Here is a 14,979-nt window from a genome sequence, read left to right on the forward strand (position 1 = left end):
CTCTCCTCCTCAAGTAACCTGTGCGCCAATCTGACAGGTCGCTCCCCATGATTTTCCTCATCGCCTACATCAGCAGCGTCGTGCTGATCAACTTCGCCTTCTCCACCGCGCCGCACCTGGACATCATCTGGTCGGCCTGGGGCGGGCTGGTGTTCGTGCTGCGCGACATGGTGCAGATCCGTTTCGGCCATGGCGCGATTGTGGCGATGCTGGCGGCGCTGGTGCTGTCCTATGTCACCTCCGATCCATCGATCGCGCTGGCCAGCGCCACCGCGTTCGCGGTGTCCGAGTGCATCGACTGGCTGGTGTTCAGCATCACCAAGCGTCCGTTGCGTGATCGTCTGTGGATCAGTTCGGCGCTGAGCATTCCCCTCGACACCTTCATCTTCTTTGGCATGATCGACCTGCTGACGCCGCCGGTGATCATCACTGCCCTGGCCTCGAAGTTCGCCGGTGTCACCGCCGTCTGGCTGATCATGACCTGGCGCGAACGCAAACAGGCTGTCGCCGGCTGAAGCCAAACCCTCAGGTTCATGTAAAATGCCGCGCTTTCTCCCCATGGAAAGCGCGTCTGGCGTTGCTTTCCTCGATGATCCGCTTCTTTGAGGACCTGAGATGACCCGTATCGGAACTCCATTGTCGCCGACCGCGACCCGCGTATTGCTGTGTGGCTGTGGTGAGTTGGGCAAGGAAGTGGTGATCGAGCTGCAGCGCTTGGGCGTTGAAGTGATCGCCGTTGACCGTTACGCCAATGCGCCGGCCATGCAGGTCGCCCATCGCAGCCACGTGATCAACATGCTCGACGGCGCCGCCCTGCGTGCGGTGATCGAAGCCGAGAAACCGCACTTCATCGTGCCGGAAATCGAAGCCATCGCCACCGCTACCCTGGTCGAACTGGAAGCCGAAGGCTTCACCGTGATCCCGACCGCGCGCGCCGCGCAACTGACCATGAACCGCGAAGGCATCCGTCGTCTGGCCGCGGAAGAACTGGATCTGCCGACTTCGCCGTACCACTTCGCCGACACCTTCGAGGACTACAGCAAAGCCGTTGAGGACCTGGGTTTCCCGTGCGTCGTCAAACCGGTGATGAGCTCGTCGGGCAAGGGCCAGAGCCTGCTGCGCAGCGCCGATGACGTGCAGAAGGCCTGGGACTACGCACAAGAAGGCGGTCGTGCCGGTAAAGGCCGGGTGATCATCGAAGGCTTCATCGATTTCGACTACGAAATCACCCTGCTGACCGTGCGTCATATCGGCGGCACCACGTTCTGTGCACCGGTCGGTCACCGTCAAGAGAAAGGCGATTACCAGGAATCCTGGCAGCCACAAGCCATGAGCCCGATTGCTCTGGCTGAGTCCGAGCGCGTGGCCAAAGCTGTGACCGAGGCATTGGGTGGCCGTGGCCTGTTCGGCGTCGAGCTGTTCATCAAGGGCGATCAGGTGTGGTTCAGCGAAGTGTCGCCGCGTCCGCACGACACCGGTCTGGTGACCCTGATTTCCCAGGACCTGTCGCAGTTCGCCCTGCACGCCCGGGCAATCCTTGGTTTGCCGGTGCCGCTGATCCGTCAGTTTGGCCCATCGGCGTCCGCAGTGATTCTGGTGGAAGGTCAGTCGACCCAGACCGCATTCGCCAACCTCGGCGCTGCGCTGAGCGAGCCGGATACCGCGCTGCGTCTGTTTGGCAAGCCTGAGGTCAACGGCCAGCGCCGCATGGGCGTGGCACTGGCCCGTGACGAGTCGATCGAGGCCGCTCGTGCCAAGGCGACCCGTGCTTCCCAGGCTGTTGTTGTAGAGCTGTAATTCCGCTATCTGATCGCTCCCGCCCTTGCGGGAGCGATCATTGTGCTTACGACACCTGATTCAGGTCGTTATGGCGCGTTTCCTTCAGGCACAGCACGGCGATCAAGCTGAGCACCGCCGCCCCCGACACATACCCGCCGACATAACTCAAACCACCCATCGCGACCAGTTTCTGCGCAAAGAACGGCGCCGCCGAGGCTCCAACGATGCCGCCGAGGTTGTAGGCCGCCGATGCGCCGGTATACCGCACGTGTGTCGGAAACAGTTCCGGCAGCAATGCGCCCATTGGGGCGAACGTCACGCCCATCAGGAACAGCTCGATGCACAGGAACAGTGCCACGCCCCAGGTCGAGCCCTGAGTCAGCAACGGTTCCATCAGAAATCCGGAAAGAATCGCCAGCACACCACCGATGATCAGCACCGGCTTGCGTCCATAACGATCACTTGCCCAGGCTGACAACGGTGTCGCGGCTGCCATGAACAACACGGCGAAGCACAGCAGACCGAGGAATGTCTCGCGGCTGTAGCCCAGCGTCGACACGCCGTAGCTCAGGGAAAACACCGTCGAGATGTAGAACAGTGCGTAGCACACCACCATGGCGGCAGCGCCCAGCAACGTCGGTGCCCAGTATTGGCTGAACAGTTCGACCAGCGGCACTTTCACCCGCTCCTGACGGGCGATGGCGTTGGCGAACACTGGGGTTTCGTGAAGTTTGAGGCGTACATACAGCCCGACCATCACCAGTACCGCGCTGAGCAGGAACGGAATCCGCCAGCCCCAACTGCGAAACTGTTCGTCATTGAGCGTCATGGCCAAGGTCAGGAACAGGCCGTTGGCCGCCAGAAAACCGATCGAAGGGCCCAGTTGCGGGAACATGCCGAACCACGCGCGTTTGCCTTTCGGTGCGTTTTCGGTGGCCAGCAGCGCCGCGCCGCCCCATTCACCGCCCAGTCCGAGACCCTGACCGAAGCGCAGCACACACAACAGGATCGGCGCCCACGCTCCAATGCTGTCGTAACCCGGCAGCACGCCGATCAGCGTGGTACAGACTCCCATCAGCAGCAGGGAAGCCACCAGCGTGGACTTGCGCCCGATCCGGTCGCCGAAATGGCCGAACAGCGCCGAACCCAGCGGGCGGGCGAGGAAGGCGATACCGAAGGTGAGGAAGGCCGAAAGCATCTGCGCGGTGCCGGATGTCTGCGGAAAGAATACCGGCCCGATCACCAGTGCGGCGGCGGTGGCATAGACGTAGAAATCGTAGAACTCGATGGCCGTGCCGATGAAGCTCGCGGTGGCCACCCGGGTGGCGGAATTGGCCGGCTGGGTCGGCGCGGTGTCGCTGTAAGCGGTACTGGTCGTCATGCGGTGATCCCTGACAGTCATGAGCTCCGTTGGAGCGAATTATTATGGTCGACTACCCGGGGATGTGGGATAGGGCGCGAGCGCTGTTTCAGGTAGGAACAGTCGTCGGTGTGATGCGGAAAGCGGCGATTAACCGGCCGGAACCTGTCGGGTGCGGGGTAAGCACGGGGTTCGGCGGGGCTTGGGTAAGCACCGCGATTATAGGAAGGTGGCTAACGATTGAACAAGGGGCGAGCTAGCGGACGGGCGTGAGCGCCGGTGCCGAGCTGGTGTGCCAGATGAGCACTTTGCTCACGCGGTTTTCCTCGGTTTCAAGGATCTCCAGGCGATAGCGCCCGATCTTCAGGCACACCGCGCTTTCCGGAATGGTTTCCAGCGCTTCGGTCACCAGGCCATTCAGGGTTCGCGGACCGTCGCTGGGCAGATGCCAGCCCAGGCATTTGTTCAGCTCGCGGATCGAGGCGGCGCCATCGATCACCATGCGCCCATCGGCCTGCGGATGGATGTGTGGATTGTCGAGGCTGTGTTCGCTTTCGAATTCGCCGACGATCTCTTCGAGGATATCTTCAAGAGTGACGATCCCCAGCACTTCGCCGTACTCGTCCACCACCATGCCCAGGCGACGCTGCTGCTTGTGGAAGTTCAGCAGTTGCAATTGCAGCGGTGTGCTCTCCGGGACGAAATATGGCTCGTAGCTGGCGGCGAGCAGCGCTTCGCGGGTCAGGCTGTGATCGTCCAGCAAATGACGGACCTGCCGGGTGTTGAGGACCGCCTCGACCTGGTTGATGTCACTGTGGAAGACCGGCAGGCGCGTGCGCTTGTTGTGGCGCAATTGCTCGATGATCTCTTCGATCGGATCGTCGAGATTGATGCCGTCGACGTCACTGCGAGGCACCAGGATGTCGTTGACCGTGATGTTGTCCAGCGCGTGGATACCGGAAACCGGGTGCGTGCGTGACGGATGTTCCGGGTCGTCATGGCGTTCCGGCGGGACGTCGTCTTCGCTCTGTTGCACGACCTGCTGCTTGCGCACCAGCGGACGCAACAACAAGCCACTGATGCTGCTCAGCAGCCATGCGAGCGGGTAGATCACTTTCAGTGGTACTGCCAGCAACGTGTTGCCGAATGACAGCACGGCGTCCGGATAACGCTGGGCGAGGGTACGCGGGAAATAGTCGGCAAACACCAGCAGGACGGCGCCGGCACCCAGGGTGGCTGCCCAGGGACCGTTTTCTTCACAGAGGAAAATCGCCAGTAGCGTGGCAAGCACCACGGCGAGGGCGCGGCACAGGGTGTTGCACAGGATCAGGCTGTCGAGCGGAAAGCTGAGTTTTGCCAGAGGCTTGTCACTGGCACGCGACGCGGTGCGTTGTGCCAGCAGATGCTGTTGCGCCACTTCGATGGCGGTAAACAGCCCCGACCAGAGAATCAGCAGGACAAATACCGCGAGCATCGGCCCTATGGGCAAACCGTCCATTTATGCCGCCCGTCAGATGTGCAGGATGTATTCACGGACCAGTTTGCTGCCGAAATACGCCAACATCAGCAGACAGAAACCGGCGAGGGTCCAGCGGATCGCTTTGTGGCCACGCCAGCCCAGGCGGTTGCGGCCCCACAACAGCACGCTGAACACGATCCAGGCCAGGCAGGCGAGCAGGGTCTTGTGCACCAGGTGCTGGGCAAACAGGTTCTCGACGAACAGCCAGCCTGAGATCAGCGACAGCGACAGCAGCGTCCAGCCGGCCCAGAGGAAGCCGAACAGCAGGCTTTCCATGGTTTGCAGCGGCGGGAAGTTCTTGATCAGCCCGGACGGGTGCTTGTTCTTGAGCTGGTGATCCTGCACCAGCAGCAACAAGGCCTGGAACACCGCGATGGTGAACATGCCGTAGGCAAGGATCGACAGCAGGATATGCGCGAGGATGCCTGGCTCTTCGTCGATGATTTGCACGGTACCGGTTGGCGCGAACTGCGCCAGCAATACGGTGATCGCCCCCAGCGGGAACAGCAGGACCAGCAGGTTTTCCACCGGGATCCGCGAGCAGGCCAGCAGGGTCAGGGCGATGACCGCTGCGGCAATCAGGCTCGACGCACTGAAGAAGTCCAGGCCCAGACCGATCGGCGTCAGCAGGTGGGTCAGCAGGCTGGCACTGTGGGCCAGCACGGCGAGCACGCCGAGCGTGACCAGCAGGCGCTTGTTGGCCTTGGCGCCGGTGGCCAGGCGGGTGCCCTGATAAAGGGTCGCAGCGGCATAGAGAAGGGCGGCGGCGAGGGTGGTCAGCAAACTCGGTGACAAGGGGAGCATAAATCCTGTTAGGCAAGCCCGAAAGGCGCTGAGTTTGGCATAGAACGGTCATCGCACGAAAGACCGGCAAGCTGACAGCGAGGTGTCCGCCAGACGCAGTCTTCGCTATAATCCGCGACCTGCCCACGCCGCAGGCTCGCCGAGTACATGTTGATTCCGGTCCGGGCCGCCATTATCCCGGTCTACACAGGGCCTGAAAGGATCGCGCAATGTTTGAAAACTTAACCGACCGTCTCTCGCAGACGCTGCGCCATGTCACCGGCAAGGCGAAACTGACCGAAGACAATATCAAAGACACCCTGCGCGAAGTGCGCATGGCGTTGCTCGAAGCCGACGTTGCCCTGCCGGTGGTCAAGGACTTCGTCAATTCGGTCAAGGAACGCGCTGTCGGCACCGAGGTGTCGCGCAGCCTGACGCCGGGCCAGGCGTTCGTGAAGATCGTCCAGGCCGAGCTCGAAAGCCTGATGGGCGCGGCCAACGAAGACCTGAACCTGAGCGCCGTGCCGCCTGCCGTCATCCTGATGGCCGGTCTGCAGGGTGCCGGTAAAACCACCACCGCCGGCAAGCTGGCGCGCTTCCTTAAAGAGCGCAAGAAGAAGTCGGTCATGGTCGTGTCGGCGGACATCTATCGTCCTGCCGCGATCAAACAGCTGGAAACCCTGGCCAACGACATCGGCGTGACGTTCTTCCCGTCCGACCTGAGCCAGAAACCAGTCGACATCGCCAACGCGGCTATTAAAGAAGCAAAACTGAAATTCATCGACGTGGTCATCGTCGATACCGCCGGTCGTCTGCACATCGACGAAGAGATGATGGGCGAGATCAAGGCGCTGCACGCCGCGATCAACCCGGTCGAAACCCTGTTCGTGGTCGACGCCATGACCGGTCAGGACGCCGCCAACACGGCCAAGGCCTTCGGCGACGCACTGCCGCTGACCGGCGTGATCCTGACCAAGGTCGACGGTGACGCCCGTGGCGGTGCCGCGCTGTCCGTGCGTGCCATCACCGGCAAGCCGATCAAGTTCATCGGTATGGGCGAGAAGACCGAAGCCCTCGACCCGTTCCACCCTGAGCGTATCGCCTCGCGGATCCTCGGCATGGGCGACGTGCTCAGCTTGATCGAACAGGCTGAAGCGACCCTCGACAAGGACAAGGCCGACAAACTGGCCAAGAAGCTGAAGAAGGGCAAGGGCTTCGACCTCGAAGACTTCCGCGATCAGCTGCAACAGATGAAGAACATGGGCGGCCTCGGCGGCCTCATGGACAAGCTGCCGAGCATCGGTGGCGTCAACCTGTCGCAGATGGGCAACGCCCAGAGTGCGGCAGAGAAGCAGTTCAAGCAGATGGAAGCCATCATCAACTCCATGACCCCGGCCGAGCGCCGCGACCCTGAGCTGATCAGCGGTTCGCGCAAGCGTCGGATCGCCATGGGTTCCGGCACCCAGGTGCAGGACATCGGTCGCTTGATCAAGCAGCACAAGCAGATGCAGAAGATGATGAAGAAATTCTCCGCCAAGGGCGGAATGGCGAAAATGATGCGCGGCATGGGCGGAATGCTGCCCGGCGGCGGCATGCCAAAACTGTAAAAGAACTCGCCGGTCGTCGCACCGGCGCAGTCCCGCAAGGAAGCGGGATTCACAGCAAACCCGCATACGGCGGGAGCTGACTGGCCGTTTTCATTGACGGCTCTACCGCAAATCAGCACGGCATGCCATAGGCGCCGGAAAAAGTCATTTGCAAAAGTCCGGATATTCCTTAGAATATGCGGCCTTTCGGGCACCCATGCCCGCTGTGCATTTAGATTTGCAGCACCGACTACAGGAACGATGTTCACATGCTAACAATCCGTCTTGCCCTTGGCGGCTCCAAAAAGCGCCCGTTTTACCACCTGACCGTAACCGACTCCCGCAACCCGCGTGACGGTTCCCACAAAGAACAGGTTGGTTTCTTCAACCCTGTTGCCCGTGGTCAGGAAGTTCGTCTGTCCGTGAACCAAGAGCGCGTAGCCTACTGGCTGAGCGTTGGTGCACAGCCTTCTGAGCGTGTTGCTCAGTTGCTGAAGGAATCGGCTAAGGCTGCGGCCTGAGCAATATGAACGCGACGCCTGCTGTTGCCGATGATTTGATCGTTATTGGCAAAATTTATTCTGTTCACGGCGTTCGCGGCGAAGTGAAGGTTTATTCCTTTACTGATCCGACTGAAAACCTGTTGCAGTACAAAACCTGGACGCTCAAGCGCGAAGGCAATGTCAAACAGGTCGAGCTGGTCAGTGGACGCGGGAGCGACAAGTTCCTGGTCGCAAAGCTCAAGGGTCTTGATGATCGTGAGGAAGCTCGTCTTCTGGCCGGTTACGAGATCTGCGTGCCGCGCAGCCTGTTCGCTGAATTGACCGAAGGCGAGTACTACTGGTACCAGCTGGAAGGTCTGAAGGTCATCGATACGCTTGGGCAACTGCTCGGGAAAATCGATCATCTTCTGGAAACCGGCGCCAATGATGTAATGGTAGTCAAGCCTTGCGCTGGCAGCCTGGATGATCGCGAACGCCTGTTGCCCTATACGGAGCAATGCGTGTTGGCAGTCGACCTCGCAGCGGGCGAGATGAAGGTGGATTGGGACGCGGACTTCTAAGCGTGGCTAACTTGCGCGTAGAAGTGATCAGTTTGTTTCCCGAGATGTTTTCCGCCATCGGCGACTACGGCATCACCAGTCGAGCGGTCAAACAGGGGCTCTTGCAGCTGACCTGTTGGAATCCGCGGGATTACACGACGGATCGGCATCACACTGTGGACGATCGCCCGTTTGGCGGTGGTCCGGGCATGGTGATGAAGATCAAGCCCCTGGAAGATGCTCTGGTTCAGGCCAAGGCAGCAGCCGGGGAGGCGGCGAAGGTGATTTACCTGTCCCCCCAAGGCCGTCAACTGACTCAGTCGGCGGTACGCGAACTGGCGAAATCGGATGCATTGATCCTGATTGCCGGTCGCTATGAAGGCATTGACGAGCGTTTTATTGATGCTCATGTCGATGAAGAGTGGTCGATTGGGGACTATGTCCTGTCTGGCGGCGAGCTGCCGGCGATGGTCCTGATAGATGCGGTTACACGACTGCTGCCCGGAGCTTTAGGGCATGCGGACTCCGCGGAGGAAGATTCCTTCACGGATGGTTTGCTGGATTGCCCGCACTACACCCGACCGGAGGTGTATGCGGATCAGCGTGTTCCCGACGTATTGCTAAGTGGCAATCACGCACACATCCGGCGTTGGCGTTTACAGCAGTCCCTTGGTCGGACCTATGAACGACGCGCCGATCTTCTGGAAAGCCGCTCGCTTTCTGGAGAAGAGAAGAAGCTGCTCGAGGAATACATCCGCGAGCGGGACGATAGTTAACAACGTATCGATGGTAGATCCGACGATTTACCTTAGGAGCACAGCATGACCAACAAAATCATCCTTGCACTCGAAGCAGAGCAGATGACCAAAGAGATCCCAGCCTTTGCCCCGGGCGACACCATTGTCGTTCAGGTGAAAGTGAAGGAAGGCGATCGTTCCCGTCTGCAAGCGTTCGAAGGCGTTGTAATCGCCAAGCGTAACCGCGGCGTGAACAGTGCGTTCACCGTTCGTAAAATTTCCAACGGTGTTGGCGTAGAACGTACTTTCCAGACCTACTCCCCGCAGATCGACAGCATGGCTGTCAAACGTCGCGGTGACGTACGTAAAGCCAAGCTGTACTACCTGCGCGACCTGTCGGGTAAAGCAGCTCGCATCAAGGAAAAACTGGCTTAAGTCCAGCTTCCGATGCAGAAAAAAGCAGCCTACGGGCTGCTTTTTTGTTGTCCGCAATTTATCCACAGCATCATTGTTTCAGGCCGTACCCATGACATCTCGCGAGCAAGAAATCGAACGCCGCACCGAACTCTCGGTGACCCGCGTGACCAAGGCGGTTTTCCCGCCGACCACCAATCACCACAACACCCTGTTCGGCGGCACCGCGTTGGCCTGGATGGATGAAGTGTCGTTCATCACCGCCACACGTTTCTGCCGTCTGCCGCTGGTGACGGTCTCCACCGACCGGATCGATTTCAACCATGCGATCCCGGCAGGTTCCATCGTCGAGCTGGTCGGGCGGGTGATCAAGGTCGGCAACACCAGCCTCAAGGTCGAGGTGGAAGTGTTCGTTGAAAGCATGAGCTGCGACGGGCGTGAGAAAGCCATTCACGGGCAGTTCAGCTTCGTTGCCATTGATGATGACAAGCGGCCAGTGCCCGTGTTGCCAGGTTTCGCGGCCTGACCCTGCACCGAGTCGCGGCATTCGCGGGCTTGCCCGCGATTGGATTTATGCGCCGCCGCTGACCTCAGGCTGAATCAACGCCAGCAACGTCCACCCCGGCCCCGGTTTCAGCACGGTCTCCGGCGTCACCACATGCACCCAGCCACTGTCATCGCGCATGAACAGCAGTGTCGCGCGGTTGCCATGCAGCGCCCGGTAATCGTCCCAGCCAAACCCGTCCGTCAGCGTCGTGCTGTACAGGTCGGCGCCCTGGCCCAACTGGCTGGCCAGCCTGGCGTAAGTCAGCGCCTCGCTTCCCAGTTGATTGCCGCGATGTTCCAGGCTGGCGCGGTGCTTGTCGCTGCGCCTGCTTTCATGACCGCTGGCCAGTCCGAACAGGCGTTGATGGCCAAAGTCATGTCGAAAGCGCATGGCTGCCAGCGTATTGAGTTCGCCGGACGGTGACAGCGCCAGCAAATGTCCCAGCCCCACCAGATCCAGATGCGCATCCGCGTGCTGCGAGGCCGGATTACCGAAGTAGGTCGGCAAACCATCCATGCGTGCCGCCCGAATGTTTTCCCAGCTCGAATCGGTGAGCAGCACTCGGCTGCCCAGTTGTTGCAGGGACTTGCCGAGCAGGCGCGCCGGGCCGTTTGCACCAACGATCAGGAAACCGCTGGGTGCTGGTTCCGCCACCTTCAACAGACGCGCCAGTGGCCGGGCAGTCGCGCTTTGCAGCACGACGGTGCCGATGATCACGGCGAAGGTCAGCGGCACCAGCAACAGCGCGCCTTCATGGCCTGCTTCATCCAGGCGAATCGCAAAGATTGCCGAGACCGCCGCCGCGACGATCCCGCGCGGGGCGATCCAGCACAACAATGCACGCTCACGCCAACTCAGGCTCGAACCGGCGGTACTCAAAACTACGTTCAGTGGTCGGGCGATAAGCTGGATCACCAGCAACAAAATCAGCACCAGTGGCCCGAGACCGATCAGCGCATTCAGGTCCAGCCGCGCCGCCAGCAGAATGAACAGCCCGGAAATCAGCAGAACGCTGAGGTTTTCCTTGAAGTGCAGAATGTGCCGCACATCCACGCCCTTCATGTTCGCCAGCCACATGCCCATCAGCGTCACCGCCAGCAGCCCGGATTCGTGCATGGTCTGGTTGGCGGCAATGAATATCCCCAGCACGGCGGCGAGCGATGCCAGATTGTGCAAATACTCCGGTAGCCATTGGCGTCGAATAATCGTGCCGAGCAGCCAGCCACCGGCGATGCCGAACGCGCTGCCGCAGACAATCACCCCGCCGAACGTGAGCAGGCTCTGTTCCAGGCCATGGCCTTCGGTCCGGGCAATGATGAAGCTGTAGACCACCACCGCAAGCAGCGCGCCGATCGGGTCGATCACAATCCCTTCCCAGCGCAGGATGTTGGCGATCGAAGCCTTCGGTCGTACCACGCGCAGCATCGGCACGATCACGGTCGGCCCGGTAACCAGCGTCAGGCTGCCGAACAGGATGGCGAGCAGCCAGTCGAAGCCCAGCAGCCAGTGGGTCGCCACCGCAATCACTGCCCAGGTCGAGAGCGCGCCGAGGGTCACCAGCCGATGCACGACGCTGCCGATCTCGCGCCACTCCGACAGGTGCAGGGTCAGACTGCCCTCGAACAGGATCAGCGCCACTGCCAGTGACACCAGCGGCATCAGCAGCGGACCGAACATTTCCTGCGGGTCGAGCCAGCCCAGCACGGGGCCGGCGAGAATGCCGGTCAACAGCAGAAACAGAATCGCCGGCAACTTCAGCCGCCACGCCAGCCATTGACAGCCCAGAGCGGCAGCACCGATACCGCCGAAGGCCAAGAGAATTTGCTGCTCGTTCATTGAAGCTCCCTGTTCCTTGAAATAGCGGGCTATGAAAGACTAGCGAGCCTTTCAACCGTTCACTGTTTATTTGCGCGCCGTGCCTGTGCCGGCGCGCCCAGAGTGCCCATGCCTGCCATCGACCACCCGCTGATTGACCAATTCCTCGATGCCCTGTGGCTGGAGAAAGGCCTGTCCGACAACACTCGCGATGCCTACCGCAGCGATCTCGCGCTATTCAATGGCTGGCTGCAGGAGAAAAATCTCGAACTGATCAATGCCGGGCGCGAGTTGATCCTCGATCATCTGGCCTGGCGTCTGGAGCAGAACTACAAACCCCGTTCCACCGCGAGATTTCTCTCAGGCGTGCGTGGCTTTTATCGCTATTTGCTGCGGGAAAAACTGATCCCGGTCGATCCGACCTTGCGTGTCGACATGCCGCAACTGGGCCGGCCGTTGCCCAAATCCCTGTCGGAAGCCGACGTGGAAGCGCTGCTGAAGGCGCCAGATTTGAGCGAAGCCATCGGCCAGCGCGACCGTGCCATGCTCGAAGTCCTTTACGCCTGCGGTCTGCGGGTGACCGAGCTGATCAGCCTGACCCTGGAGCAGGTCAACCTGCGGCAGGGCGTGTTGCGGGTGATGGGCAAGGGCAGCAAGGAGCGGTTGGTGCCAATGGGCGAGGAAGCGATAGTCTGGGTCGAGCGCTACCTGCGCGACGGTCGCGGCGAGTTGCTGGGCGGGCGCCCCAGCGATGTGCTGTTTCCCAGCCAGCGCGGCGAACAGATGACCAGGCAGACCTTCTGGCACCGCATCAAGCATCAGGCCAAGGTCGCCGGGATCGGCAAGTCGCTGTCGCCGCATACTCTGCGTCACGCGTTTGCCACACACTTGCTCAACCATGGCGCCGACTTGCGCGTGGTGCAGATGCTGTTGGGCCACAGCGATCTGTCGACCACGCAGATCTACACGCACGTCGCCCGTGCGCGGTTGCAGGATCTGCACGCCAGACATCACCCTCGCGGCTGAGCGTTCTGCCTTGCGACAGGCGCATTCGGCCACGGGAGCCTTATGTGGTAGGCTTTGCCGGTTTGCACGATGGACGGTTATGACCCGGTGTTCCGGCACGGGCGTTCTGATCGTTCCATTTGTCCGCCTTCAGGAGTTCACATGCGTCTGACCCAGATTTTCGCCGCCGCAGCCATTGCGTTGGTCAGCACCTTTGCCGTCGCCGATGATGCGGCCGACAAAGCCATCCGCCAGAGCCTGGAAAACCTCCAGCTCGACGTTCCGGTGGACACCATCACCGCCAGCCCGCTGCCGGGCCTGTACGAAGTCAAGCTCAAGGGCAGCCGCGTGCTCTATGCCAGCGCCGACGGCCAGTACATCGTTCAGGGCTACATGTTCCAGCTCAAGGATGGCAAACCGGTCAACCTGACCGAGAAGACCGAACGCCTGGGCATTTCCAAACTGATCAACGGGATTCCGGTCGCCGAGACCGTGGTTTACCCGGCCGTGGGCGAGACCAAGTCGCACATCACCGTGTTCACCGACACCACTTGCCCGTATTGCCACAAGCTGCACGCCGAAGTACCTGAGCTGAACAAGCGCGGCATCGAAGTGCGCTACGTGGCGTTCCCGCGTCAGGGCCTGGGCTCGCCGGGTGACGAGCAACTGCAAGCCGTGTGGTGCTCGAAAGACAAGAAAGCGGCCATGGACAAAATGGTCGATGGCAAGGAAATCAAGGCCGCCAAGTGCGAGAACCCGGTTTCCAAACAGTTCGCCCTCGGTCAGTCGATCGGCGTGAACGGCACGCCGGCCATCGTTTTGGCTGACGGACAAGTCATTCCGGGCTACCAGCCTGCGCCACAAGTCGCCAAACTGGCGCTGGGCGCGAAGTAATTCGCATCGTCGCGCCAAGGCGTGACGAGCGTGGCCCGGCGGCAACATGGCCGGGCCATCAATAGAGAGCCGCGATTGCGCGGTTGTTTTCACGGCCGGCCTCGCGTCGGCCGTTTTATGGGGAGTTCACAGTGAAACCGGTCAAAGTAGGCATCTGTGGGTTAGGGACCGTCGGTGGCGGTACCTTCAACGTACTTCAGCGCAACGCCGAGGAAATCGCTCGTCGTGCCGGGCGTGGAATCGAAGTGGCACAAATTGCCATGCGCACGCCAAAGCCTCAGTTCCAGACGACCGGTATTGCGATTACCAACGATGTCTTCGAAGTGGCCACGAACCCTGAGATCGACATCGTCATAGAGCTGATGGGCGGCTACACCGTTGCCCGCGAGCTGGTACTCAAGGCCATCGAGAATGGCAAGCATGTGGTCACCGCGAACAAGGCTCTGATTGCCGTTCACGGTAATGAAATTTTCGCCAAGGCACGCGAGAAAGGCGTGATCGTGGCGTTCGAAGCGGCGGTAGCCGGTGGCATTCCGGTGATCAAGGCGATCCGTGAAGGCCTGTCCGCCAACCGTATCAACTGGGTCGCCGGAATCATCAACGGCACCGGCAACTTCATCCTCACCGAAATGCGCGAGAAGGGTCGCACCTTCGAAGACGTGCTGGCCGAAGCGCAAGCGCTGGGTTACGCCGAAGCCGATCCGACGTTCGACGTCGAAGGCATCGACGCCGCGCACAAGCTGACGATCCTGGCGTCCATCGCGTTCGGTGTTCCGCTGCAGTTCGACAAGGCCTACACCGAAGGCATCACCAAGCTGACCACCGCCGACGTGAACTACGCCGAAGCGCTGGGCTACCGCATCAAGCACCTGGGCGTGGCACGCAGCACCGCCGCCGGTATCGAGCTGCGCGTACACCCGACGCTGATCCCGGCCGATCGTCTGATCGCCAACGTCAACGGTGTGATGAACGCGGTGATGGTCAACGGTGACGCTGCCGGTTCGACCCTGTTCTACGGTGCCGGCGCCGGCATGGAGCCGACCGCATCGTCGGTGATCGCCGACCTGGTGGACGTGGTTCGCGCCATGACCTCCGACCCGGAAAACCGCGTGCCGCACCTGGCCTTCCAGCCGGACTCGCTGTCGGCCCATCCGATCCTGCCGATCGAAGCCTGCGAAAGCGCCTACTACCTGCGTATCCAGGCCAAGGACCACCCGGGCGTACTCGCTCAGGTGGCGAGCATCCTCTCGGAGCGCGGCATCAACATCGAGTCGATCATGCAGAAGGAAGTCGAGGAACACGACGGTCTGGTGCCGATGATCCTGCTGACCCACCGCGTGCTGGAACAGCACATCAACGATGCGATCGCCGCCCTTGAAGCCCTGGCGGGCGTGGTCGGTCCGGTCGTGCGGATCCGTGTCGAGCACCTGAACTAAGCCGATCTCCTTCACTGGGCCCGTCTGCGGGCCCGGTGTCGTGAACACTGTCCATTGGAGTC

15 protein-coding genes are annotated in these 14,979 nt (G+C 61.0%); 11 read left to right on the forward strand and 4 right to left on the reverse strand.

Features of this window, described 5'->3' with window-relative positions:
* Positions 1 to 47: 47 nt before the first annotated feature.
* Both IF189_RS05295 and purT read left to right on the forward strand, forming a co-directional pair.
* On the forward strand, positions 48 to 515 hold the full coding sequence (locus IF189_RS05295; protein ID WP_134825585.1) for a preQ0 transporter: 468 nt from the start codon (positions 48 to 50) through the stop codon (positions 513 to 515).
* 100 nt (positions 516 to 615) lie between these two features.
* Complete coding sequence (gene purT / locus IF189_RS05300; RefSeq protein ID WP_114881514.1) at positions 616 to 1,797, forward strand: formate-dependent phosphoribosylglycinamide formyltransferase; 1,182 nt, start codon at positions 616 to 618, stop codon at positions 1,795 to 1,797.
* A gap of 46 nt (positions 1,798 to 1,843) precedes the next feature.
* Here the strand turns inward: purT and IF189_RS05305 are convergent, their stop codons facing one another.
* The 3 genes from IF189_RS05305 to IF189_RS05315 all read right to left on the reverse strand — a co-directional run bounded on the left by IF189_RS05305 (position 1,844) and on the right by IF189_RS05315 (position 5,462).
* Positions 1,844 to 3,160: an MFS transporter gene (locus IF189_RS05305; protein ID WP_192552939.1), complete on the reverse strand. Its 1,317-nt coding sequence runs from the start codon at positions 3,158 to 3,160 to the stop codon at positions 1,844 to 1,846.
* 235 nt (positions 3,161 to 3,395) lie between these two features.
* Positions 3,396 to 4,637 carry a transporter associated domain-containing protein gene (locus IF189_RS05310; RefSeq protein WP_192552940.1) on the reverse strand — a complete coding sequence of 414 codons (1,242 nt, stop codon included), beginning with the start codon at positions 4,635 to 4,637 and terminating at the stop codon, positions 3,396 to 3,398.
* A gap of 12 nt (positions 4,638 to 4,649) precedes the next feature.
* The gene (locus tag IF189_RS05315; RefSeq protein WP_085711648.1) at positions 4,650 to 5,462 is read right to left on the reverse strand and encodes an inner membrane protein YpjD; all 813 of its coding nucleotides are present in this window, start codon (positions 5,460 to 5,462) and stop codon (positions 4,650 to 4,652) included.
* A gap of 209 nt (positions 5,463 to 5,671) precedes the next feature.
* On the opposite strand from IF189_RS05315, the gene ffh reads away from it, so the two are divergent.
* The 6 genes from ffh to IF189_RS05345 all read left to right on the forward strand — a co-directional run bounded on the left by ffh (position 5,672) and on the right by IF189_RS05345 (position 9,746).
* Positions 5,672 to 7,048, forward strand: coding sequence for a signal recognition particle protein (gene ffh, locus IF189_RS05320; RefSeq protein ID WP_085711647.1), 1,377 nt, complete (start codon positions 5,672 to 5,674; stop codon positions 7,046 to 7,048).
* 248 nt (positions 7,049 to 7,296) lie between these two features.
* Positions 7,297 to 7,548, forward strand: a complete 252-nt coding sequence (rpsP, locus tag IF189_RS05325) for a 30S ribosomal protein S16 (protein ID WP_003198088.1) — start codon at positions 7,297 to 7,299, stop codon at positions 7,546 to 7,548.
* A gap of 5 nt (positions 7,549 to 7,553) precedes the next feature.
* Positions 7,554 to 8,090: a ribosome maturation factor RimM gene (gene rimM / locus IF189_RS05330; protein WP_085711646.1), complete on the forward strand. Its 537-nt coding sequence runs from the start codon at positions 7,554 to 7,556 to the stop codon at positions 8,088 to 8,090.
* Positions 8,091 to 8,134: 44 nt separating this feature from the next.
* Positions 8,135 to 8,845, forward strand: coding sequence for a tRNA (guanosine(37)-N1)-methyltransferase TrmD (gene trmD, locus IF189_RS05335; RefSeq protein WP_240789116.1), 711 nt, complete (start codon positions 8,135 to 8,137; stop codon positions 8,843 to 8,845).
* 45 nt (positions 8,846 to 8,890) lie between these two features.
* Positions 8,891 to 9,241: a 50S ribosomal protein L19 gene (rplS, locus tag IF189_RS05340; RefSeq protein WP_009047143.1), complete on the forward strand. Its 351-nt coding sequence runs from the start codon at positions 8,891 to 8,893 to the stop codon at positions 9,239 to 9,241.
* A 91-nt stretch (positions 9,242 to 9,332) separates the two neighbouring features.
* Positions 9,333 to 9,746, forward strand: a complete 414-nt coding sequence (locus IF189_RS05345) for an acyl-CoA thioesterase (RefSeq protein ID WP_114881518.1) — start codon at positions 9,333 to 9,335, stop codon at positions 9,744 to 9,746.
* 45 nt (positions 9,747 to 9,791) lie between these two features.
* On the opposite strand, the gene IF189_RS05350 is transcribed toward IF189_RS05345, so the two are convergent.
* Positions 9,792 to 11,603 carry a cation:proton antiporter gene (locus IF189_RS05350; protein ID WP_192552941.1) on the reverse strand — a complete coding sequence of 604 codons (1,812 nt, stop codon included), beginning with the start codon at positions 11,601 to 11,603 and terminating at the stop codon, positions 9,792 to 9,794.
* A 108-nt stretch (positions 11,604 to 11,711) separates the two neighbouring features.
* Here IF189_RS05350 and xerD point away from each other — a divergent pair, with 108 nt between their 5' ends.
* The 3 genes from xerD (at position 11,712) to IF189_RS05365 (ending at position 14,917) form a co-directional block, all read left to right on the forward strand.
* Positions 11,712 to 12,608 carry a site-specific tyrosine recombinase XerD gene (gene xerD / locus IF189_RS05355; RefSeq protein WP_134825592.1) on the forward strand — a complete coding sequence of 299 codons (897 nt, stop codon included), beginning with the start codon at positions 11,712 to 11,714 and terminating at the stop codon, positions 12,606 to 12,608.
* Between the two features lie 141 nt (positions 12,609 to 12,749).
* On the forward strand, positions 12,750 to 13,481 hold the full coding sequence (gene dsbC, locus IF189_RS05360) for a bifunctional protein-disulfide isomerase/oxidoreductase DsbC (protein ID WP_085711641.1): 732 nt from the start codon (positions 12,750 to 12,752) through the stop codon (positions 13,479 to 13,481).
* 131 nt (positions 13,482 to 13,612) lie between these two features.
* Positions 13,613 to 14,917, forward strand: a complete 1,305-nt coding sequence (locus IF189_RS05365; RefSeq protein ID WP_011332618.1) for a homoserine dehydrogenase — start codon at positions 13,613 to 13,615, stop codon at positions 14,915 to 14,917.
* Positions 14,918 to 14,979 lie beyond the last annotated feature (62 nt).

Origin of the sequence: Pseudomonas sp. IzPS59, from assembly GCF_014863505.1 — a bacterium.
Classification (GTDB): Bacteria; Pseudomonadota; Gammaproteobacteria; order Pseudomonadales; family Pseudomonadaceae; genus Aquipseudomonas; species Aquipseudomonas kribbensis.

Bases quoted from the DNA above. Each gene is read 5' to 3' on its own strand.
- IF189_RS05295 (WP_134825585.1), top strand. From the start codon at position 48: ATGATTTTCCTCATCGCCTACATCAGCAGCGTCGTGCTGATCAACTTC.
- purT (WP_114881514.1), top strand. From the start codon at position 616: ATGACCCGTATCGGAACTCCATTGTCGCCGACCGCGACCCGCGTATTG.
- IF189_RS05305 (WP_192552939.1), bottom strand. From the start codon at position 3,160: ATGACGACCAGTACCGCTTACAGCGACACCGCGCCGACCCAGCCGGCC.
- IF189_RS05310 (WP_192552940.1), bottom strand. From the start codon at position 4,637: ATGGACGGTTTGCCCATAGGGCCGATGCTCGCGGTATTTGTCCTGCTG.
- IF189_RS05315 (WP_085711648.1), bottom strand. From the start codon at position 5,462: ATGCTCCCCTTGTCACCGAGTTTGCTGACCACCCTCGCCGCCGCCCTT.
- ffh (WP_085711647.1), top strand. From the start codon at position 5,672: ATGTTTGAAAACTTAACCGACCGTCTCTCGCAGACGCTGCGCCATGTC.
- rpsP (WP_003198088.1), top strand. From the start codon at position 7,297: ATGCTAACAATCCGTCTTGCCCTTGGCGGCTCCAAAAAGCGCCCGTTT.
- rimM (WP_085711646.1), top strand. From the start codon at position 7,554: ATGAACGCGACGCCTGCTGTTGCCGATGATTTGATCGTTATTGGCAAA.
- trmD (WP_240789116.1), top strand. From the start codon at position 8,135: ATGTTTTCCGCCATCGGCGACTACGGCATCACCAGTCGAGCGGTCAAA.
- rplS (WP_009047143.1), top strand. From the start codon at position 8,891: ATGACCAACAAAATCATCCTTGCACTCGAAGCAGAGCAGATGACCAAA.
- IF189_RS05345 (WP_114881518.1), top strand. From the start codon at position 9,333: ATGACATCTCGCGAGCAAGAAATCGAACGCCGCACCGAACTCTCGGTG.
- IF189_RS05350 (WP_192552941.1), bottom strand. From the start codon at position 11,603: ATGAACGAGCAGCAAATTCTCTTGGCCTTCGGCGGTATCGGTGCTGCC.
- xerD (WP_134825592.1), top strand. From the start codon at position 11,712: ATGCCTGCCATCGACCACCCGCTGATTGACCAATTCCTCGATGCCCTG.
- dsbC (WP_085711641.1), top strand. From the start codon at position 12,750: ATGCGTCTGACCCAGATTTTCGCCGCCGCAGCCATTGCGTTGGTCAGC.